Source organism: Streptomyces misionensis (genome assembly GCF_900104815.1).
In the GTDB taxonomy this organism is placed as follows: Bacteria; Actinomycetota; Actinomycetes; order Streptomycetales; family Streptomycetaceae; genus Streptomyces; species Streptomyces misionensis.
Window position 1 is genome coordinate 7,612,067 of the sequence record NZ_FNTD01000004.1, and the last position, 19,159, is coordinate 7,631,225.

Below are 19,159 nucleotides of genomic sequence, written 5' to 3' on the forward strand. Positions count from 1 at the left end.
GAGCGGTTTTTTCCTGTTCTTGGCGCTTTCCCGCCTCCTCTTTTTCCTGTCCATTGGGAAAGGTCTGCCGCCCCCTTTACTGCACATCAATTGCAAGTACGGGAGGATGGCATGAGGCTGCGATGCGCGGCCGCACCATCCCTACGACGTGAGGAACGACCTTCCCGATGACGGCCGCCCCTGGTTCCGCTCCGCCCCTCCCCGCCCAGGCCGACGCCAAGCCGTCGGCCTGGCAACGCGTCCGCGGTTCCATGACGCGCCAGGAGTGGATCAGGGTCGGCTCCATGGCCGCCTTCGTGCTCGCGCTGCACGTCATCGGCTGGGGCACGCTGGTCGGCATCATCGCGCCGCAGCACTTCAGCGTCGGCACCACGGCCGCCGGAAAACCGGCGGCCTTCGGCATCGGCATCGGCGTGACCGCCTACACACTGGGCATGCGGCACGCCTTCGACGCCGACCACATCGCCGCGATCGACAACACCACCCGCAAGCTGATGGGCTCCGGACAGCGCCCGCTCTCGGTCGGCTTCTGGTTCTCCCTCGGCCACTCCAGCATCGTCTTCGGCCTCGCCCTGCTGCTCTCGCTCGGCATGAAGGCCCTGGCCGGGCCGGTGCGCGACGACGACTCCCACCTGCACCAGGTCACCAGCCTCATCGGCACGACCGTCTCCGGCGCCTTCCTCTACCTGATCGCCGTGATCAACCTCGTCATCCTGGCCGGCATCTGGAAGGTGTTCCGCCGGATGCGCACCGGCCACTACGACGAGGCCGCCCTGGAGGCCCAGCTCGACAACCGGGGCTTCATGAACCGCCTGCTGGGCCGGGTCACCGGCTCGATCAGCAAGCCCTGGCAGATGTACCCGCTGGGGCTGCTGTTCGGGCTCGGCTTCGACACGGCGACGGAGATCGCCCTGCTCGTCCTCGCCGGCTCCGGCGCCGCCTCGGGCCTGCCCTGGTACGCCATCCTCACCCTGCCGGTGCTGTTCGCGGCCGGCATGGCGCTGCTGGACACCATCGACGGCTCGTTCATGAACTTCGCCTACGGCTGGGCGTTCTCCAAGCCGGTCCGCAAGGTCTACTACAACCTCACCATCACCGGGCTGTCCGTCGCCGTCGCCCTCATCATCGGCTCCGTCGAACTCCTCGGCCTGCTCGCCGACAAGCTGGACCTGCACGGCTTCTTCTGGGACTGGATCTCCGGCCTCGACCTCAACACGGTCGGCTTCGTCATCGTCGGCCTGTTCTTCGTCACCTGGGCGCTGGCGCTGCTGGTGTGGAAGGCGGGCCGGATCGAGGAGAAGTGGAGCGCGGGACTCGCCGAGCGGTCCGCCGACTGAATCCGGCCCGGCGGGGTTGATCTCCCCGCTGCGGGAAACGCGGACCGTGACCGCCGTACGCGCACGGAAGGAGTCGGCGATGAGCGACCGGACCCCGATGGGAGACGACGCCTACCAGCCCACCGGGACCAACGAGGAGCAGGAGGACGCGGCGCCCCTGGACCCGCAGGACGCGATCGGCGGGCGCTCGTACGACGACATGCTCGACGAGGGCTACTCTCCGCCCGAGCGCCCGCTGGGCGTCACCAAGCGCGGCACCACCGCCGCCGAGCAGCGCGAGGGCGAGACCCTGGACGAGCGGCTCCGTCAGGAGGTGCCCGACACGGACCCCCCGGCCGGGGACGACATCGGCGACCTGCCCGGCGGCGAGGGCGAACCGGTCGACCCGGAGGCGGGCGACGCCCGGGCCGGACGTCTGCTCGCGCCCGACGAGGGCGCGCACTCCGACACCACCAAGGAAGAGGTCGCCGAGGACGTCGGCATCGACGGCGGGGCGGCGGGCGCCGAGGAGGCCGCAATGCATGTCGTGCCCGACGACACCGAATTGCCGGGGTAGGCCGGCGTCCGGCTCCCAGGGGTCGGGACGACGTGAACCAGGGCGGGCGGCGCCGCACGGCGCCGCCCGCCCTGGTTCCCCGTTACCCCCTAAGGCAGCAGCTTCTCGATCGCCGCAGGACCCTCCGTCTCCAGCTTGCGGCGCGCCCAGTCGAGCGTCTTCGGAGTCACGTCCCTGCCGGCCGCCATCACCAGGTCCTCCGGGGTGACGTCCTGCTGGGGAGCCGAGTGGAGCAGGGAGTCCGGGGTGCAGTGGTCGTCGGACGACCGGGACCCTCCAGGTGCGGATGTCGACATGTTGCCTCCTCCTCGGTCCGGATGACCGCATCCGTGCCGGTGCCGCCGAATGGGGCACACTCTCACCATTGCCCGCCGCGGCGCACCCTGCATCCGGAAGGCACCCCGGCGACGGGTGAGATGCGTGTGCCCATCCCGTGGCACCCCAGTCACCCCTAAGCTGGATACATCGCGCACCCGTCCTGGGAGGCCGTCGATGACCCAGACGCCGTTCCCCGCGGACAGTTCCGGGGGCCCCCGCTATCTGCCGATCGCCGAGCACGGTCTGATCGGCGACCTGCGCAGTGTGGCCCTGGTCGGCAGCAACGGCACGATCGACTGGTACTGCTCGCCGTCCTTCGACTCGCCCAGCGTCTTCGCGGCCATCCTGGACGCGGAGCGGGGCGGCTGCTTCGAGCTGGCCGCGGCCGTCCCGGCCCGCACCAAGCAGTTCTACTTCCCCGACACCAACGTGCTGATCACCCGGTTCTTCACCGAGGAGGGCGTCGGCGAGGTGCAGGACTTCATGCCGGTCGACGTGCAGGAGGGGCGGCCCTGCGAGTCGGTGCGGCACCGGCTGATCCGGCGCGTGGTGTGCGTGCGCGGCCGGGTGCCCTTCCGCGCGCTCATCGCGCCCCGCTTCGACTACGGCGCCGCCCCGCACACCGTCCGCGATCTCGACGGAGTCCTGCTGTTCGAATCCCCCGAGCAGGCGCTCGCGCTCACCGCGACCGTGGCGGTGGAGTGCGACGGCCGCGACGCGCGCGCCGACTTCAAGCTCGGCGAGGGCGAGACCGCGGTGTTCGCCCTGGACCAGGCCGGCGCGACGATCGCCCCGCGCGGCTGCGCCCACGCGGAGGCCGAGCACGAGTTCAACGCGACCGTCGTCTACTGGCGGCGCTGGCTGGCCCAGTCCCGCTACCGGGGCCGCTGGCGCGAGATGGTGCACCGCTCCGCGCTCACCCTGAAGCTGCTCACGTACGCCCCCACCGGTGCCATCGTCGCCGCTCCCACCACCAGCCTGCCCGAGCAGCTCGGCGGCGAGCGCAACTGGGACTACCGCTATGTGTGGGTGCGCGACGCGGCCTTCGCCGTCTACGCACTGCTGCGGCTCGGCTTCAGCGGTGAGGCCGAGGCCTTCATGCGGTTCCTGACCACCCACATCAGCCCCGGCGACGGCGCCGCCTCCGGCCCGTTGCAGATCATGTACGGCATCGACGGCCGCGCCGAGCTGCCCGAGCGGGAACTGCCCCATCTGGAGGGCCACCAGGGCTCGGCCCCGGTCCGGATCGGCAACGCCGCCGCCGACCAGCTCCAGCTCGACATCTACGGCGCCCTGATCGACTCCGTCTACCTCTTCGACAAGTGGGCCCAGCCCATCTCCAGCGATCAGTGGGACGACGTGTGCCAGCTGGTCGAGTGGGTCTGCGAGCACTGGGACCAGCCCGACGAGGGCGTCTGGGAGACCCGCGGCGGGCGCAAGAACTTCCTGTACTCGCGACTGATGTGCTGGGTGGCCGTCGAGCGCGCCATCCGGCTCGCCAACCGGCGCGGCCTGCCCGCCGAGCTGCCCCGCTGGCGGGCTACCCGGGACACCATCTACCGGCGGATCATGGACCGCGGCTGGTCGGCGCGCCGGCAGGCCTTCGTGCAGCACGAGGACGGCGACGTCCTGGACGCCTCGGTGCTGATGATGCCGCTCGCCAAGTTCATCGCCCCCACCGACCCCAAGTGGCTGTCCACCCTGGACGCGCTCACCGCGGAACTGGTCTCCGACTCGCTGGTCTACCGCTACGACCCCCTGGTCAGCCCGGACGGGCTGCGCGGCGACGAGGGCACCTTCTCCATCTGCTCCTTCTGGTTCGTGGAGGCGCTGGTGCGGGCCGGCCGCCTGGACGAGGCCCGGCTGGCCTTCGAGAAGATGCTCACCTACGCCAATCATCTCGGCCTGTACGCCGAGGAGATCGGCCGTACCGGAGAGCAACAGGGGAACTTCCCGCAGGCGTTCACCCATCTGTCGCTGATCAGTGCCGCCTTCAACCTCGACCGCGCTCTCGGCTGACCCGGCCGCGGCCGTGTGTCCGCAGGTCGCAGGGGTACCCGGGGCTGCGAAAGGCGACCGACAGGGTCGACAGAAGGAGGAGACCCCGTATGACCAGCACCAGTGAGACCGGCCAGGTCACCGGCACCCGGGACAAGGACTACAACCTCATCTGGTACGTCGAGTCGTGCCTGAACAACGCCCTGCGACTGGAGACGTACATCCAGGACGCCGAGCGGGACAAGGACAACGAGGTCGTGGAGCTGTTCCGCAAGGCCCAGGCCGACAGCCGCAAGGGCGCGGAACTCGGCAAGCAGCTGCTGCGTTCGCGGCTCAGCGCCTGATCGGGCCGCCCAGCCGGGGCGCGACCGGACCTTCAGGGCGGGCCCGCCGGGGCCCGCCCCGTCGTGCGTTCAGGCGGCCCCGGCGTAGCCGCGCGCCCGCACCAGCTCCTGGGTGAGCCGGGTGAAGGCGCGCGTGGCGGCACTGCGGTAGGCGTCGGCGCGGCCGAGGAGGGTGACAGTGCGGGTCGGCAGGGCCGGGTCGAGCGGCACGGGCGTGAGGCGCGGGTGGTCGTGGGTGATCGCGTCCGGCAGGACGGTGGCGATGGAGGTGCGCTGGACGACCTCGGTCAGGGCCTGGATGGAGTTGGCCTCGACGGCGATGCGCGGGCTGACGCCGTGCCGTTCCAGATAGGCGTCGATGTGGCCGCGGGTGGCGAAGTCCCCGCTGAGCAGGGCGAGTCGCCGGTCGGCGAGGGCGCGTACCGGCAGCGCGGCCGGTTCGGCGGTGGCGGCGTGGAGTGTGCCGGTGACCAGGGTGAGCGTCTCGGTGAACAGGGCGGTGGCGGTGATGCCGGGCAGGTGGGCGCCCTGGAAGGCGATGCCGAGGTCGAACTCGTCGGCCAGCAGCCCGGCTTCGATGCGGTCCTGGGTCGTCTCCCGCACGGTGAGGGTGATGCCGGGGTGGCGGTCGTGCAGTTCGGCGGTGAGCGGGCCGACGAGATAGGCCGTGAAGGTCGGGGTGACCGCCAGCCGCAGCTGCCCGCGTGAGAGGTCCCGCACGTCGTGGACGGCGCGCTCGGCGGCGGCGAGCTGGTGCAGCGCGCCGCGGGCGTGATGGGCGTAGGCCTCGCCCGCGTCGGTCAGCCGCACGGTACGGCCGGTGCGGTCGAGCAACTGGATGCCGAGGGTCCGTTCGAGCTGCCTGACCTGCTGGGACAGCGTGGGCTGGGAGATGTGCAGGTCCTCGGCGGCGCGGGTGAAGTTGCCGTGCTCGGCCACGGCGAGCAGATAGCGCAGATGGCGCAGTTCCAGGGCCATGACCAGAACTATAGATGACACCAATAGCGGTGATGTCCAGTGTGTCTTGGACGCTATAGGCCGAGGTCATGCATGGTGGATTTCGCCGGGCCCCACGGGTCCGGCCGCCACGAAAGGGAGTGACCCCATGCATGACCTCGACCAGGGCGTCGCGCGCTTCCAGCAGGACGTCTTCCCGGCCAAACAGGAACTGTTCGCCCGTCTGGCCGCGCGGCACGCGCCGCACACGCTGTTCATCGGCTGCTCCGACGCCCGTGTCGTGCCCGAGCTGATCACCGGCTGCGAGCCCGGCGAGCTGTTCGTCATCCGCACCGCCGGCAACCTCGTGCCCGCCCGCACCCCGGGCGCCGACGGGGTCGCGGCGAGCATCGAGTACGCCGTCGGCACCCTCGGGGTGCGGGAGATCGTCGTCTGCGGGCACTCCGGGTGCGGCGCGATGACCGCCCTCGCCCACGGTCACGACCTCAGCGGCGCCCCGGCCGTCGCCGACTGGCTGCGGCTCGCCGACACCTCGGTGGCCCGCACCGAGGGCGCCGCCGACGTGCCCGCCCTGGTACGGCAGAACGTGCTGGCCCAGCTGGCCAACCTGGCCACCCACCCCTCGGTCGCCCGCGCCCTGGCACGGCACGAGATGACCGTGCGCGGCTGGGTCTTCGACATCGCCACCGGCCGTATCGACGAACTGACCGCCACCGCCACCGCCGCCGGCGCCCCGCTCGCGGCCTGACCCGGGCCCCCTTCCTCCACCACGCCCCTCCACCACACAAGGAGCACCCACCCATGATCCACGCCCAGTTCGACCCCGCCGCCCGCCAGACGCTGGCCGCCGCCGCGGTCGAGGCCAAGACCCGCAAGAACCTCACCTGGCAGCGGATCGCCGACACCGCCGGACTGTCGGTCGCCTTCACCACCGCCGCCGTCCTCGGTCAGCACGCCCTGCCCGAGGACTCCGCCCGGGCCGTCGCCGAACTCCTCGGCCTCGACGAGGACGCGGCCATGCTGCTGGCCACCATCCCCACCCGCGGCTCGATCCCCGGCGGCATCCCCACCGATCCGACGATCTACCGCTTCCACGAGATGCTCCAGGTCTACGGCACCACCCTCAAGGCGCTGGTCCACGAGCAGTTCGGCGACGGCATCATCTCCGCGATCAACTTCAGGCTCGACGTCAAGAAGGTCGCCGACCCCGAGGGCGGCGAGCGCGCCGTCATCACCCTGGACGGCAAGTACCTGCCGACCAAGCCCTTCTGACCGCCCACCCCCTTCTATTTCCGGAGGCCACCATGGACTTCGTCCAGCGCACCGTCGACCTCGCCCGCCGCAACGTCGAGGAGGGCGGCCGCCCCTTCGCGACCGTCATCGTCAAGGACGGCGAGATCCTCGCCGAGAGCCCCAACAAGGTCGCCCAGACCAACGACCCCACCGCGCACGCGGAGATCCTCGCCATCCGCGAGGCCTGCGTGCGGCTGGGCACCGAGCACCTGACCGGGACCACCATCTACGTCCTGGCCCACCCCTGCCCCATGTGCCTGGGCGCGCTGTACTACTGCTCGCCCGACGAGGTCGTCTTCCTCACCACCCGCGACGCCTACGAACCGCACTACGTCGACGACCGCAAGTACTTCGAACTGGACACCTTCTACGAGGAGTTCGGCAAGAACTGGGACGAGCGCCGGCTGCCGATGCGGCACGAGCCGCGCGCGGACGCGGTCGAGGTCTACCGGTTGTGGCAGCGCCGCAACGGCGGCGAGCGCCGTGTCGCCGGAGCACCCACCGCCGCCTGACGGCGGGCCGGACGGCAGGGTCTACGGCAGCGGCTGCTCCGCCCAGATGATCTTGCCGTTCGGCGTGTAGCGGGTGCCCCAGCGCTCGGCGACCTGCGCCACCAGGAACAGGCCCCGGCCGCCCTCGTCGGTGCTGGCCGCGTACCGCAGGTGCGGCGAGGTCGTGCTGCGGTCGGAGACCTCGCAGATCAGCGTGCGGTCGCGCAGCAGCCGTACCTCGATCGGGGGCCGCCCGTAGCGGATGGCGTTGGTGACCAGCTCGCTGAGGATCAGCTCCGTCGAGAACGCCAGCTCGTCGAGCCCCCACTCCTCCAGCGTGCGGGTCACCGAGGCGCGCACCTCGGCGACCGCCGCCGGATCGGACGGCACCTGCCACTGCGCCACCCGGTCCGGCCCCAGCACCCGGGTCCGGGCCACGATCAGCGCGACGTCGTCGCTCGGCCGGGCCGGCAGCCGCTCCAGCACGGTACGGCAGGTGGCCTCCGGGGAGGCGTCCGGCGCCTGGCGCAGGGCGTCTCCCAGCAGCTCCAGGCCGACGTCGATGTCCCGCTCCCGGTCCTCCACCAGACCGTCGGTGTACAGCACCAGGCGGCTGCCCTCGGCCAGCTCCAGATCGGCCGTCTCGAACGGCAGCCCGCCCAGGCCCAGCGGCGGCCCGGCCGGCAGCTCCGGGAACTCCACCCGCCCGTCGGGACGCACCAGCGCGGGCGGCGGATGACCCGCCCGGGCCATGGTGCACCGCCGTGCCACCGGGTCGTACACCGCGTACAGACAGGTCGCGCCGGTCACCGCGGCACCCTCGTCCGAACTCTCGTCCTGGTCGATCCGGCTCACCAGCTCGTCCAGCAGACCGAGGAGTTCGTCCGGCGGCAGGTCCAGCGCGGAGAAGTTGTGCACGGCCGTGCGCAGTCGGCCCATGGTCGCCGCCGCGTGCAGCCCGTGCCCCACCACGTCGCCCACCACCAGGGCCACCCGCGCCCCGGACAGCGGCAGCACGTCGAACCAGTCGCCGCCCACCCCGGACTGCGCCGGCAGATACCGGTACGCGAGCTCCAGCGCGCCCTGCTCGGGCAGCGTCCGCGGCAGCAGGCTGCGCTGCAACGTCACCGCCATGCTGTGCTCACGCGTGTACCGGCGGGCGTTGTCGATGGACACCGCCGCCCGCGCCACCAGTTCCTCGGCGAGCGCCAGCTCCTCGGCGTCGAACGGCTGCGGTTTCTCCGACCGCCAGAAGGTGGCGAGCCCCAGCACCAGACTGCCCGCCCGCAGCGGCACGGTGATCAGCGAGTGGATGCCGTACTCCAGCACCTGGTCGGTGCGCTCCGGCTGCTGCGCCCGCCAGCCCGGCGCGTCGCGCAGCCGCGGCTCCACCACCGACCGCCCGCTCGTCAGGCTGCGCGCCTGCGGCGACGTCGGCACGAACCGGAGCCGCTCGTCCAGCGGGTACAGCGGGGAGTCCTTGCGGACGCCCACACAGGCCACCCGGCGCAGCGCGCTCCCCGGCCGCGGCTCCTCCCCGTTCAGCACCTGCTCGTACAGGTCCACGGTGGCGAAGTCCGCGAACCGGGGCACCGCGAGCTCGGCCAGCTCCTCGGCGGTACGGGTCACGTCCAGGCTGGTGCCGATGCCCACCCCGGCCTCGTACAGCATGTTCAGCCGCTCGCGGGCCACCTCGGCCCGCCCGGACACCGCCCGCAGCTCGGTGGAGTCGCGCAGCGTGGTGACGCTGCCCGCCGGGCCGCCGCGCAGTTCGGTGGGCCGCTGGTTGATCGCCAGCAACCGGTCCTTGACCAGCCGCACCTCGTCGGTCGCCGTCCGCCCGGACGCCAGCAGCCGCGCCGTCTCGTCGTCCAGGCCCAGCTCCAGCACGTGCCGTCGCTCGGCGTCCTCGGGTAGGTCCAGCAGGCGTTGCGCCTCGTCGTTGGCGAGTAGCAGCCGGCCGTCGCGGCCGACGATCAGCACCCCCTCGCGGACCGCGTGCAGCACCGCGTCGTGGTGCTCGTACATCCGGGTCATCTCGTACGGCCCGAGACCGTGTGTCTGGCGCAGCAGCCGTCTGCTGACCAGCGCCGTGCCCGCGGTGGCCAGTGCGAGCGCGGCGGCGGCCGCCGCGAGCAGCAACGGCAGCTGCTGGTCGGCCGCCCCGCCCGCGTGCGCGGTGGTGATGCCCGCGGAGACCAGCCCCACCACCGTGCCACTGGCGTCCCTGACCGGCACCACGCTCTGCACCAGCGGGCCGAGCGTGCCGTTGACCTGCTCCACGACCGTGCCCCCGGCCACCGCCGGGCCGATGGTGCCGACGAACTTCTTCCCGATCCGGTCGGGCAGGGGATGCGTGTAGCGCACGCCCTGCGTGTTCATCACGACGACGAAGTCCACGCCGGTCGCCTTGCGGGTGGCCTCGGCCTCCGGCTGGAGCACCGCCGTCGGGTCGGGGGTGCGCAGCGCGGCGGCCGTGCCGGGCGCGTTGGCGAACGTCTGGGCCACGGCCAGGGAACGGTTGCGGGCCTCGGCTTCGGTGTCGTGCCGCACCTGGAGCACCTGCGCCACCACCGCGGAGACCACCAGCAGCAGCACGATCACGACTTGCAGCACGAACACCTGACCGGCCACGCTGCGTCCGGTCACCGCCGCCCACAGCACCCCCGGCCGGTCGCCGTTCGCGCCGGGGCCGTCCGGCGGCGGGGCCAGTGGTGCGCGCGGTTGCCCGAAAGGTCGGGGCGGCCGGGACACGGGCCGGCCGGGCAGTCGCACCATGTGCCCATGTCTACACTGCCCGACGCCGTCAGGCGAGGCCGTCACCCCGGCCGCCGCCGTCGCGGCAGGTGACAGGGGTACGGAAGAGGTGACGGGCGACGGGCGCGCCCCGCCCGGGGACACCGCGCGGTCGCCGCTACGCACGGCGCAGGCTCCGCGCCGCGAGCAGCAGGGCCACGTCGTCGGGGCGGGCACCGGCGTGCCGGACCGCGGCGGTGAGGCGGTCGGCGACCCCGTCCAGGGACAGCCCGTCGCGCCGGCCGGCCGCCGCACCCGCCCGGGTCAGGGCCGCGCACAGCTCCGCGATCCCCTCGTCGATGTCGGCGCCCACCCGTTCCACCAGGCCGTCCGTGTACAGCGCGAGGATCGCGTCCGGCTCCAGCTCCAGCTCGGTCACCGGGTACCGGGCCTCCGGATCGACCCCGAGGACCACCCCGCCGGGGACGTCCAGCGCCCGTGCCCGGCCGCCGGGGGAGAGCAGCAGCGGCGGAGGATGACCCGCCCGGGCGATCCGGACCCGCCCGGTGTCCGGGTCCAGGCGCAGATAGCAGCAGCTGGCGAACTGGCCCGGGTCCAGGCCGATCAGCAGCCGGTTGGTGCCGCTCAGCACCTCGTCCGGCGGCCGGTCGCCCAGCGCGAACGCCCGTACCGCGCTGCGCAGCTGGCCCATGGTCGCCGCCGCCTGCACCCCGTGCCCCTGCACGTCCCCGATGACCAGCGCCAGCCCCGGGCCGGCCTCCACCACGTCGTACCAGTCGCCGCCCACCTCGAGGCCGTCGGTGCCCGGCAGATAGCGGCCCGCGGTCTCCACCCGCGGATGCGCCGACAGCCGGCTCGGCAGCAGCGCCTGCTGGAGGCCGCGGGCGAGGGCCGCCTCGCTGTCGTAGCGCCGCGCCCGCTCCATGGCGTGCGCGATCAGCCCGGCGAGCGCGGTCAGCACGGTGCGCTCCTCCGTGCTGAAACGGCGCGGCCGGTCGAAGCCGAGGATGCAGGAGCCGACCATCCGGCCGGAGGCGATCAGCGGCAGGAAGGCGCGCGATCCCTCCTCGGCGTCCAGCGGCATCCCCGGATAGGTCGCCGCGAGCTGCGGCATCGACTCGAAGAACAGCGGCCGGCCCGTCGACAGGGTCTCCACGCCCGGGATCCGCACATCGAGCCCCACGCCGTCGAACTGCTCCAGGAAACCCGGCGGGAAACCCGTCTCCCACGCCAGGTACATGTGCCGGTCCTGGAGCAGGTAGATGGCGAGCCGGCGGCCCCCGAACGCGGGCAGCAGCTCCCGCATGACCACCGCCGACACCTGCTGGGCCGTCACCGCGTCGGTCAGCGCGATGGCCAGCGCGATCGGCCGGTACACCGCCGCCGTCGCGGGATCGTCCGCCACCGGCTCCGCGGGCGGCACCGGCCCGGCCGGCGTCTCCATCCGGCTGGCCGGAACGAGTGTGCAGGTCAGCAGGTCCTCGCCGGGATGCACGGACACGGCGAGCCCGTCGTACCCGCCCGTCTCCCCGCCCTTGCGCCGCACATGGAAGTGCACCGGCTCCGGGGACAGCAGGGCGGCCCGCAGATGGTCGTCGTAGGGCGCTGCGGTCAGCCACGGCATCGCCTCCCACAGCGGCCGCCCGCGCAGTCCGTCCGGCGCCCCCGCCAGCCGGGCCGCGGCGTCGTTGGCGTACACGATCACACCGAGCCGGTCCAGGCAGAACACCCCCTGCGGCAGCAGGTCGGCCGCGCCGTCCGCGAGGGAGACGGAACCGGGGTCGAGCACCACCCCGCCGACCGCCGGCACCGAGCTGCCCTCGCCGGCCGGCCACAGGTCCAGCAGCCGTGGGGCGCCGTCGCCGGCCCGCAGGCTCAGCGGGGCGGGCGGCGGCTTCCCGGCGGCGGTGTCGCGCAGCGCGCCCAGCACCCGGTACGCCTCGGCCGGGGCCAGGGCCTCGGCGAGCGCGGTGTCCGTTCCCTCGAACCCCTCGGGCGCCGGCCCGAGCAGGGCGTGCAGCCGGTCGTCGACCCGTACCGCGTGGGTCACCGGGTCCCAGGTGAACCGTCCCATCGCGGCCTGCGGGGGCCGGCGCGCGGGCGGCCGCACGCACTGCGGCTCGCCGTCCCAGACCAGCGCGCTCGCGTCCCCGTCGGCGAGCGCGAGCAGCTCCACGCCCAGGCCCTCGGCCAGCCGCGCCAGCAGCTCCCGGTCGAGCGACTCCTCCGCGCCGGCCACCGACGGGCGCAGGACGCTCAGCACCCCCAAGGGGGCGCGCCCGCCCGGCACGGGCATGTGCACCGACCCGAACGGGAACGGCAGGCCCGCCGCGAACTGCGGGTAGCGGCGCACCGTCTCCGTCGCGTTCGGCAGCACCACCGGCCCGCCCAGCCGGTAGGCGTCGGAGACCGGGAAGGGCCGGGCGGCGTGCAGCCGCCACCACGGGCGGAAGAGGGGGCCCGGGAGACCGGCGAGGACGGCCAGGCGCAGGACGGTGGGGGAGTCGGCGGGGCCGACCAGCTCGGGGACCTCGCCGTGCCCCGGGCCGCCCCCGCGCAGATACACGCCCGCCACCCGGCCGTCCGTCGCACGGAGCGCCGCGGTCGCGGCGTTCGCGAGCAGCGCGGCCAGCCGGGCCCGCCCGCGGACCGCCTGCTCCCCGCTCCCCGCCATCGGTCCTACCTCGTCCCCTGCGCCTCCGGATGGATCACACAAGCAAGAATGCGCCAGGGACGGCGGGGGCCGCACTTCGGCCGCGGACCGGGGTGACGGGGGCTCACACCAGTGCCGCACCCGGGTGGCGGCGCGCGGCGGCCGCTCCTAGTAATGGACTGCGTACCGCGCGTGCCGCGTGCGGGGGTGTCAGACGCGGCCGCACTCCTCGACTGGAGCCGAGATGACCACCCGCTCTTCGTCCGCCTGTTCCGACGACTCCCTCATACGCCCGGTCCCGGCCGGGGTGCGCCTCCCGTCCGTCCGGGTCCTGACGCGGTTCGCGCCGCCGCCCGGGTCGCGGGTCGGCGGGCCGCCCGGGGACGGCGCCGGGAACGACGACGACCGGTACGGCGACCCGCTGCTGGACCTGGTGCAGACGGCCGTCGCCGACCGTCCGCTGGAGGACGTCGTCCGGCTCCTCACCCTGCTGGAAAGCTCGCCGGAGCACGCCCTGACCAGGGCGGAGGCGCTGCGCTCGGCGGGCGTCGTCCGGTCCGTGACGGACGTCACCCGGCTGGTGGCGCTGCTCGGCCGGCCGTCCGGGGAACCGGACGGCGCGGACGCGGTGGTGCGCGCCGCCGCCGGGCTCCGCCCCCCGCGGGACGTCGGCCGGCTGCTGCGGATGCTGCACCGGCCGCCCCTGGCGCCGCGCTGCGCGCGGCTCGCCGTACGGGCCGCGGCCGGCCGGCCCGTCGAGGAGGTTGCCGAACTGCTCGGCCACCTGGCCGCCGAGGGCCCGGAGCGGCAGCCGGAACCGGCCGCCCACGACATCGCGGACCCCGGGCCCGCCGCCCTCGTCGCACCGCCCGCCCCGGAACCGGCCGACCAGCCCCGGACCGGTTCGTCCGCCCTCGCCGGTACCCGCACCCGGGCGGCCGCGGCGCTGGTGTTCCTGTGCGGCGCGGCCCACGCCCCGCGCTACTGGGCCGGTCTCTCGCACGGCCTGCTCGGCGCCACCCTCGTCGCCTCCGCGCTGTGCATGCTGCTGGGCCTCGCCCTGCCCGCGCGCGCGGCGCTGGCCCGGCTCGCCGCGGCGACGGCCGCCGTCGCGGTCACGACGGTGCTCGGCGCGGGCCAGGTGCTCGGCGGCCGGTTCGGGCTGCCGGATACGGCCCGGCTGTGGGCGGCGACCCTCGCCCCGCCCTGGCTGGCCGGCACGGCGGCGGCCGCGGCCGCGTGCGCCGCGCTGGGGGTGGTGCTGGCCGTGCTGCTCGGCCCCGGCAGCCGCGCGCACGGCGGGAGTTGAGTCAGCTCACCGGCCGCGGCACCAGATGCCCGCCCGGACGGGCGGCGGCCATCGCGAACGGGTCGCCGTCCGCCTCCAGGCACAGCTCCACGTCCTCGGGGTGCACCCCGCCCCGGCCGCGCCGCACGCCCTCGGCGAGCCGCCCGGCGGCCGCGGACCGGCGTCCGCCACGGCGAGCGCCCCGGCCGTGCCGGCGGTCGTGCACTGCACGATCGTCCGGCCGCGCACGTCCGGTGCACGCAGCCGGGCGGGGGAGTTGGCGAGGCCGAACCCCGGCACGGGTGCCCCGTCCGGTGCCCCGCCCGGCGGCGCTCAGGGCAGCCGGGTCGGCTCCGAGGAGGCGGGCAGGGCGGAGCGCAGGCTGCGCAGGGCGAGCAGGAGCACGCCGATGTCGTCCAGGTAGACGGGGTCCGGCAGCAGGTCGGTGGGGAGCACCAGATAGGCCACCGCGCCCCAGAACACCCACCGCGGGCCCGTCGGCAGCCCGGCCCGCAGCAGCGTGCGCCGGGTGCGGACCAGCCGCACGAGCAGGGCGACGGCACCGGCGAGCAGGCCGGCCGCGAGGACGCCGGCGATCAGCAGCAGGGTGGTGGTGGAATCCATCGGGGCTCCTTGGGCGCTGTCGGGGCCTACGAGGGCCGGTCCGGGGACGGCAGGTCCGCGCCGTCCCCGGTGTCCTCGGGTACCGCCTTCGCCCTGCCGGTGAACCCCGGCAGTTTCAGCCGTCCGAAGGTCTGGGTGAGCTGCTGGAGCGCGGCGGGGGTCCGGGCCGCGGGCCGCTGCTGCGGCAACGCGGGCGCGGGGACGTCGCGGTAGGCCGCCAGTGCCTCCAGGGCCTGCTCGGCGGCCTGCTTGTACAGGTCGCGGGACTTGGTCATGGCCTCCAGCGCCTCGGCGTACATGGCGACCAGCCGCCGCTCCCGGTCCAGTTCCTCCTGGTGGGTCATCAGCGTCCAGTTGTCCCTGAGGTCCGCCAGCGCCTCGGCGGCGTCCTGCGGGGCGGGCCGGGGCAGGGCGACGAAGTGCCGCAGCGCCGCGACGAGTTCGGCCGGCTCGGAGCCGTCGAGGAAGACGTTGCGCACCCGGTGCGGTGCGCCGTCGTAGTCCTCCGGGGCCGGGTTCGGGGGCAGCAGCACGGCGCCGCCGCGCGGCACCTCGACATCGAGGTCCTTCAGCGCCCAGTTGACACCGCGCAGCTGGTGCGGTGCGGCGCGGTGCTCCACGACGCGGTGCCTGAGGCCGGGCGGCAGCAGCCGGGCCAGCGGCAGCTTGCCCTGCTCGTCGGGGGTCATCGCCTCGTGCACGACGAGATTGACGCACCATGCCTCCTGGGCGGCCTCGCGCAGCCGGCGGCGCATCTCCTTGTCGTCCGCGGGCAGCGCGTTGACCTGGCGGAAGCGCAGCCCGGCGACCGTGGGGTGATGGTCCCAGGAGCCGTCGTCACCGGAGCCGCCCTCGGGCCAGAACAGGGTCGCGGGCGAGGGCCAGCTCTCGTCCCACGGCTGCTCGGCCTCCGCGACCAGCCGCCACTCGTGCCCCTGTGGCCTGCCGTGCCGGGGTACGAGGGTGAGCCGGGCCCGCACGGTCACCGTGCCGCCGGCCCGCCAGCGCGCCTCGAAGACCGTGCCGGGTGAGTCCTCGGGCGCGGGAGGTTCGGCGAAGTCGTCGAGGTCCCCGCTCTCCTTGTGCCGGCGCAGAGTACGGCGGACGACGTCGTCGGGATCGGGACCGGTGTGACGGCCGCGGGCCGCCCAGACGGTCTGGGGGATGGCGGCGCGGTCGGTGGCGGAGTTCGACATGGGCCAATCTGCTGATGGGTGCGGGTGCGCCTCCCAGTATCACCGCTCGGCCCGCCGAAACGTAGACGGCCCCGCGCGCCGCGTGCCGCGCGCTCCGCCCGGCGGCTTCCCGCCGCGGCCGGACGCGTGCTCAGCAGGCGGGGACCTGGTCGAGCGGGACGAACTCCAGACGGGCGTGGTCGTCGGCGGCGAGGGCCGTGTAGTAGTCGGAGCGCTCGACGCGGTACCAGACGTCGTCCCGGCCGGTGTCCCCGTCGACGTCGTCCAGCCGCACGCACCACCGCTCCGGCCGGAGCACGCGCAGGTACGTCTCCGTGCCGCTGCGGATCGTGTGGCAGTCCCGGTGGCGCTCGGTGGTGTACCAGGTGCGGGAGGTGCGGTGGGCGCCCGATCCGCTGCGGGAGGTGTGCCTGACCCGGTGGGTGCCGGTGGTGCAGCGGGTGATCAGGTGGGGCCGGGTGGCCGGGGTGGTCCGCTCGGTGAGGTGCTGGACGGTGTCGCGCAGCCCGGTCACGGTCTCGGGAGCGGAGCGCCGGTCGCGGTCGAAGTAGGCGTACGCGCCGGCTCCGGTCAGCAGGACCGCCGTCGTCGCCGCCGCGGTGATCACTGTCGCGCGCCTGGTGAACATATGTCTCCCCCCGAGTGGCCATGTTCGGCGGGGAGTTTAACGGACGGCGCGTGGGCACCGCCCCCGGCCGCGTCCGCTCCGCCCGCAGGCGGGTGCCTTGGGAACGGAGCGGACGGAGCCGGCGCGGCTCAGGCGCCGCTCTCGCGCAGCATGTCCTCGCGCTCGACGAGCTTCACGCGCTCGCGGCCCTGCGGCTCGCCCAGGGCGCGTTCGGCGGCGTCGAGGCGGTACCAGCCCTCCCAGGTGGTGTAGCGGACGTCGCGCTCGGCGAGGAAGGCGTCCACGGCCTCCGGGGCGGGCGAGGAGGGGGTGTGCAGCCGGCCGTTGGCGTGGTCGTCCAGCAGGTTGGCGACCGTCTCGTTGGCGTCGCCCTTGGTGTGGCCGATGAGGCCGACCGGGCCGCGCCGGATCCACCCGGTGACGTAGGTGGACTGGAGGTGCGTGCCGCCCTCCTCGACGACCCGGCCGCCCTCGTCCGGGACGGTGCCCGAGTCGATGTCCCAGGGCAGCTTGGGCAGCTTCTCCGAGAGGTAGCCGACCGCGCGGTAGACGGCGGTGACGTCCCAGTCCTTGAACTCGCCGGTGCCCTTGACGTTGCCGGTGCCGTCGAGGGCGGTGCGCTCGGTGCGCAGGCCGACGACCTTGCCGTCCTCGCCGAGGATCTCCGCGGGCGACTCGAAGAAGTGCAGGAAGAGCTTGTGCGGACGGTCGCCGACGTCCCGGATCGCCCAGTTCTCCAGCGTCTTGGCGACCATGTCGGCCTGCTTGTTGCCGCGCCGGGTCTCGATCGAGCCCGCGTCGTAGTCGATGTCCTCGGGGTCGACGATGACCTCGATGTTGGGGGAGTGGTCCAGCTCGCGCAGCTCCATCGGGCTGAACTTCGCCTGCGCCGGGCCCCGGCGGCCGAAGACGTGGATCTCCAGGGCCTTGTTGGCCTTGAGCCCGTCGTAGACGTTCGGCGGGATCTCGGTGGGCAGCAGCTCGTCGGCGGTCTTGGCGAGGATCCGGGCGACGTCGAGGGCCACGTTGCCGACGCCGAGCACGGCGACCTTCTCGGCCTCCAGCGGCCAGGTGCGCGGCACGTCCGGGTGGCCGTCGTACCAGGAGACGAAGTCGGCGGCGCCGTAGGAGCCGTCCAGGTCGATGCCGGGTATGGACAGCGCGCGGTCGGCCATCGCACCGGTGGAGAAGATCACCGCGTCGTAGAAGGCGCGCAGGTCGTCCAGGCTGATGTCGGTCGGGTAGGCGACGTTGCCGAACAGCCGGATCTGCGGCTTGTCCAGCACCTGGTGCAGGGCGGTGACGATGCCCTTGATGCGCGGGTGGTCGGGCGCGACGCCGTAGCGGATCAGGCCGAACGGGGCGGGCATGCGCTCGAAGAGGTCGATGGAGACACCGGGGTCGGTGGCCGCCTCGGACTTGAGCAGGGCGTCGGCGGCGTAGATCCCGGCGGGACCGGCTCCGACGATGGCTACCCGCAGGGGGCGCGGCATGATCAGTTTCCCTTCGAGCGTGAAACAGTCGACTCGATCGGGAAGCCTAAGCTAAGGCAGACCTAACCAGGTACGCGGGTCCGGTCTATGACCTCATAAGGGCATCTTATGACCTCTCCAGGGGCGCCTTATGGAGACCTCCGGCGCTCTGCCCGGCCGCTCCACCGGGTCCCTCAGCCGGCCACCTTCAGTGTCCGTTTGGCCAGTTCGTAGGCCGGGAGCATGGCGTCGTGCTCCGCCGAGTCCATCCCGCCGAGATGGACGACCACCGGACCACCGGGAGTGCCGACGGCGAAGGCGCACTCCTTCCTGGTCTCGTCCAGCAGTTCGCTGGTGGAGGAGTACTCCACCTCGGTGCCCCGCAGACCGCCGCCCGTCGTGAACGCCCGGTACCGCTCCTTGCCGACGTGGCCCTGCGCGGCCACGAACCCCCGCAGCACGCCGCGCGCGTCGGCGTCACCCGCCCGGCCGGTCCACACCCGCAGGAAGCCGATGTGGCCGGCCGGCTTGGCGTCGATCTCGCAGGCGGCCGTCACCGGGCCCTGCCGCAGCAGCGCCGCCCCGAGCCCGTCGTCCTGCGCGCCCCGCGCGTCGACCGACTCGGCCTTCCAGTCCTCGGCGACGTCGAACCGGACGGGCAGCGCGCAGGGCGAACCGGCGGCGCCGATCGTGCCGCCGCTCACCACCGCCGGGTCCTTCGCCGCGGCCCCGGTTCTCGTTCCGCTCGCCCGCGGTGTGCCCGCGTCGTCCTGTCCGGCGCAGCCGCCCAGCACCGCCGCGAGCGCCACCGCCACGACCGCCCGCACCCCCACGTCGACCTGCATGTCCGTCTCCCCTCCGGTTCAGCGCGGTCACTGTAGCCGAGGGTGACGGCGGCTCCCGCCCGGATCAGGCGGGGTGGGTCAGCGCCTCCTTCTGCAACTGCACCGCCGCCAGCAGGCTCAGGCTCGGCTCCGCCTGCCGCAGCGCCTTCGTCGCGGCGACCGAGGAGAGGTCGCCGGTGAAGCCGACGGCCGCCAGCCGGGAGCGGGTCCAGTCGGCGCGCAGCTGTGTCGCGGTGGCTTCGGCGGTGGACTCCACCAGCGCGAGGGCCCGTTCCAGGCCCGGCCGTTCCTCGGGCGAGGCTCCGGCCAGCGCCTCGCGCAGCGCCGCCGCCACCACGTCCGCGTCCCGGATGACCAGCACGCTGTTGTGTTTCCTGTTCAGTCCCGTCAGTCCTGCCATGC

The 19,159-nt window shown here is 73.8% G+C and carries 19 protein-coding genes and 1 pseudogene; 8 read left to right on the top strand and 12 right to left on the bottom strand.

The window, feature by feature from the left end; translation table 11 throughout:
* Window positions 1–167: 167 nt before the first annotated feature.
* Both nicT and BLW85_RS35415 read left to right on the top strand, forming a co-directional pair.
* On the top strand, window positions 168–1,337 hold the full coding sequence (nicT, locus tag BLW85_RS35410; protein WP_070023376.1) for a Nickel transporter NicT: 1,170 nt from the start codon (window positions 168–170) through the stop codon (window positions 1,335–1,337).
* 79 nt (window positions 1,338–1,416) lie between these two features.
* Window positions 1,417–1,893 (top strand): DUF5709 domain-containing protein, encoded by a 477-nt coding sequence (locus tag BLW85_RS35415; protein WP_074995439.1) that lies wholly within the window; start codon window positions 1,417–1,419, stop codon window positions 1,891–1,893.
* A gap of 89 nt (window positions 1,894–1,982) precedes the next feature.
* Here the strand turns inward: BLW85_RS35415 and BLW85_RS35420 are convergent, their stop codons facing one another.
* Window positions 1,983–2,189, bottom strand: coding sequence for a hypothetical protein (locus BLW85_RS35420; RefSeq protein WP_070023378.1), 207 nt, complete (start codon window positions 2,187–2,189; stop codon window positions 1,983–1,985).
* Between the two features lie 196 nt (window positions 2,190–2,385).
* Here BLW85_RS35420 and BLW85_RS35425 point away from each other — a divergent pair, with 196 nt between their 5' ends.
* Both BLW85_RS35425 and BLW85_RS35430 read left to right on the top strand, forming a co-directional pair.
* Window positions 2,386–4,230, top strand: coding sequence for a glycoside hydrolase family 15 protein (locus BLW85_RS35425; protein WP_070023379.1), 1,845 nt, complete (start codon window positions 2,386–2,388; stop codon window positions 4,228–4,230).
* A gap of 89 nt (window positions 4,231–4,319) precedes the next feature.
* On the top strand, window positions 4,320–4,553 hold the full coding sequence (locus BLW85_RS35430) for a hypothetical protein (RefSeq protein ID WP_070023380.1): 234 nt from the start codon (window positions 4,320–4,322) through the stop codon (window positions 4,551–4,553).
* Between the two features lie 69 nt (window positions 4,554–4,622).
* Here BLW85_RS35430 and cynR read toward each other — a convergent pair whose 3' ends face one another.
* The gene (cynR, locus tag BLW85_RS35435; RefSeq protein WP_074995442.1) at window positions 4,623–5,531 is read right to left on the bottom strand and encodes a transcriptional regulator CynR; all 909 of its coding nucleotides are present in this window, start codon (window positions 5,529–5,531) and stop codon (window positions 4,623–4,625) included.
* A 127-nt stretch (window positions 5,532–5,658) separates the two neighbouring features.
* On the opposite strand from cynR, the gene BLW85_RS35440 reads away from it, so the two are divergent.
* The 3 genes from BLW85_RS35440 to BLW85_RS35450 are packed head-to-tail and all read left to right on the top strand — an operon-like array spanning window position 5,659 to window position 7,315.
* A complete protein-coding gene (locus BLW85_RS35440; RefSeq protein ID WP_074995445.1) occupies window positions 5,659–6,258 on the top strand; it encodes a carbonic anhydrase in 600 nt (199 codons plus the stop codon).
* Window positions 6,259–6,311: 53 nt separating this feature from the next.
* A complete protein-coding gene (gene cynS / locus BLW85_RS35445; RefSeq protein ID WP_070023383.1) occupies window positions 6,312–6,782 on the top strand; it encodes a cyanase in 471 nt (156 codons plus the stop codon).
* Window positions 6,783–6,814: 32 nt separating this feature from the next.
* Window positions 6,815–7,315, top strand: coding sequence for a nucleoside deaminase (locus BLW85_RS35450; protein WP_074995448.1), 501 nt, complete (start codon window positions 6,815–6,817; stop codon window positions 7,313–7,315).
* A gap of 21 nt (window positions 7,316–7,336) precedes the next feature.
* Here the strand turns inward: BLW85_RS35450 and BLW85_RS35455 are convergent, their stop codons facing one another.
* Both BLW85_RS35455 and BLW85_RS35460 read right to left on the bottom strand, forming a co-directional pair.
* Window positions 7,337–10,072, bottom strand: a complete 2,736-nt coding sequence (locus BLW85_RS35455) for a SpoIIE family protein phosphatase (protein WP_167381458.1) — start codon at window positions 10,070–10,072, stop codon at window positions 7,337–7,339.
* Window positions 10,073–10,208: 136 nt separating this feature from the next.
* Window positions 10,209–12,725 (bottom strand): SpoIIE family protein phosphatase, encoded by a 2,517-nt coding sequence (locus BLW85_RS35460; RefSeq protein ID WP_074995450.1) that lies wholly within the window; start codon window positions 12,723–12,725, stop codon window positions 10,209–10,211.
* A 223-nt stretch (window positions 12,726–12,948) separates the two neighbouring features.
* Between BLW85_RS35460 and BLW85_RS35465 the strand changes: the two genes are divergently transcribed.
* Complete coding sequence (locus tag BLW85_RS35465) at window positions 12,949–14,013, top strand: hypothetical protein (RefSeq protein WP_244174972.1); 1,065 nt, start codon at window positions 12,949–12,951, stop codon at window positions 14,011–14,013.
* Between the two features lies 1 nt (window position 14,014).
* Here the strand turns inward: BLW85_RS35465 and BLW85_RS35470 are convergent, their stop codons facing one another.
* From BLW85_RS35470 to BLW85_RS35500, 8 genes and pseudogenes are all read right to left on the bottom strand, one after another.
* The gene (locus BLW85_RS35470; protein ID WP_205009769.1) at window positions 14,015–14,218 is read right to left on the bottom strand and encodes a hypothetical protein; all 204 of its coding nucleotides are present in this window, start codon (window positions 14,216–14,218) and stop codon (window positions 14,015–14,017) included.
* 17 nt (window positions 14,219–14,235) lie between these two features.
* A pseudogene (locus BLW85_RS40825) lies at window positions 14,236–14,292 on the bottom strand (hypothetical protein); the annotation flags it as partial.
* Window positions 14,293–14,325: 33 nt separating this feature from the next.
* Entirely contained in the window at window positions 14,326–14,616 is a 291-nt protein-coding gene (locus tag BLW85_RS35475; RefSeq protein WP_070023387.1) for a DUF1232 domain-containing protein, read from the bottom strand.
* A gap of 26 nt (window positions 14,617–14,642) precedes the next feature.
* Entirely contained in the window at window positions 14,643–15,812 is a 1,170-nt protein-coding gene (locus BLW85_RS35480; RefSeq protein WP_074995453.1) for a DEAD/DEAH box helicase, read from the bottom strand.
* A 130-nt stretch (window positions 15,813–15,942) separates the two neighbouring features.
* On the bottom strand, window positions 15,943–16,440 hold the full coding sequence (locus BLW85_RS35485) for a hypothetical protein (protein ID WP_074995456.1): 498 nt from the start codon (window positions 16,438–16,440) through the stop codon (window positions 15,943–15,945).
* Between the two features lie 128 nt (window positions 16,441–16,568).
* Window positions 16,569–17,933 carry an FAD-dependent oxidoreductase gene (locus BLW85_RS35490; protein ID WP_070023390.1) on the bottom strand — a complete coding sequence of 455 codons (1,365 nt, stop codon included), beginning with the start codon at window positions 17,931–17,933 and terminating at the stop codon, window positions 16,569–16,571.
* A gap of 173 nt (window positions 17,934–18,106) precedes the next feature.
* Entirely contained in the window at window positions 18,107–18,757 is a 651-nt protein-coding gene (locus tag BLW85_RS35495; protein WP_074995458.1) for a lipoprotein, read from the bottom strand.
* A 64-nt stretch (window positions 18,758–18,821) separates the two neighbouring features.
* Window positions 18,822–19,157 (bottom strand): hypothetical protein, encoded by a 336-nt coding sequence (locus tag BLW85_RS35500; protein WP_074995460.1) that lies wholly within the window; start codon window positions 19,155–19,157, stop codon window positions 18,822–18,824.
* Window positions 19,158–19,159: the final 2 nt, after the last annotated feature.

Excerpts from the sequence above, each read along its gene's own strand:
- BLW85_RS35500 (WP_074995460.1), bottom strand. The coding sequence starts at position 19,157 with ATGGCAGGACTGACGGGACTGAACAGGAAACACAACAGCGTGCTGGTC.
- BLW85_RS35480 (WP_074995453.1), bottom strand. The coding sequence starts at position 15,812 with ATGTCGAACTCCGCCACCGACCGCGCCGCCATCCCCCAGACCGTCTGG.
- BLW85_RS35425 (WP_070023379.1), top strand. The coding sequence starts at position 2,386 with ATGACCCAGACGCCGTTCCCCGCGGACAGTTCCGGGGGCCCCCGCTAT.
- BLW85_RS35450 (WP_074995448.1), top strand. The coding sequence starts at position 6,815 with ATGGACTTCGTCCAGCGCACCGTCGACCTCGCCCGCCGCAACGTCGAG.
- BLW85_RS35485 (WP_074995456.1), bottom strand. The coding sequence starts at position 16,440 with ATGTTCACCAGGCGCGCGACAGTGATCACCGCGGCGGCGACGACGGCG.
- BLW85_RS35460 (WP_074995450.1), bottom strand. The coding sequence starts at position 12,725 with ATGGCGGGGAGCGGGGAGCAGGCGGTCCGCGGGCGGGCCCGGCTGGCC.
- BLW85_RS35455 (WP_167381458.1), bottom strand. The coding sequence starts at position 10,072 with ATGGTGCGACTGCCCGGCCGGCCCGTGTCCCGGCCGCCCCGACCTTTC.
- BLW85_RS35420 (WP_070023378.1), bottom strand. The coding sequence starts at position 2,189 with ATGTCGACATCCGCACCTGGAGGGTCCCGGTCGTCCGACGACCACTGC.
- nicT (WP_070023376.1), top strand. The coding sequence starts at position 168 with ATGACGGCCGCCCCTGGTTCCGCTCCGCCCCTCCCCGCCCAGGCCGAC.
- BLW85_RS35440 (WP_074995445.1), top strand. The coding sequence starts at position 5,659 with ATGCATGACCTCGACCAGGGCGTCGCGCGCTTCCAGCAGGACGTCTTC.
- cynS (WP_070023383.1), top strand. The coding sequence starts at position 6,312 with ATGATCCACGCCCAGTTCGACCCCGCCGCCCGCCAGACGCTGGCCGCC.
- BLW85_RS35495 (WP_074995458.1), bottom strand. The coding sequence starts at position 18,757 with ATGCAGGTCGACGTGGGGGTGCGGGCGGTCGTGGCGGTGGCGCTCGCG.
- BLW85_RS35415 (WP_074995439.1), top strand. The coding sequence starts at position 1,417 with ATGAGCGACCGGACCCCGATGGGAGACGACGCCTACCAGCCCACCGGG.
- BLW85_RS35475 (WP_070023387.1), bottom strand. The coding sequence starts at position 14,616 with ATGGATTCCACCACCACCCTGCTGCTGATCGCCGGCGTCCTCGCGGCC.
- BLW85_RS35430 (WP_070023380.1), top strand. The coding sequence starts at position 4,320 with ATGACCAGCACCAGTGAGACCGGCCAGGTCACCGGCACCCGGGACAAG.
- BLW85_RS35490 (WP_070023390.1), bottom strand. The coding sequence starts at position 17,933 with ATGCCGCGCCCCCTGCGGGTAGCCATCGTCGGAGCCGGTCCCGCCGGG.
- BLW85_RS35465 (WP_244174972.1), top strand. The coding sequence starts at position 12,949 with ATGACCACCCGCTCTTCGTCCGCCTGTTCCGACGACTCCCTCATACGC.
- cynR (WP_074995442.1), bottom strand. The coding sequence starts at position 5,531 with ATGGCCCTGGAACTGCGCCATCTGCGCTATCTGCTCGCCGTGGCCGAG.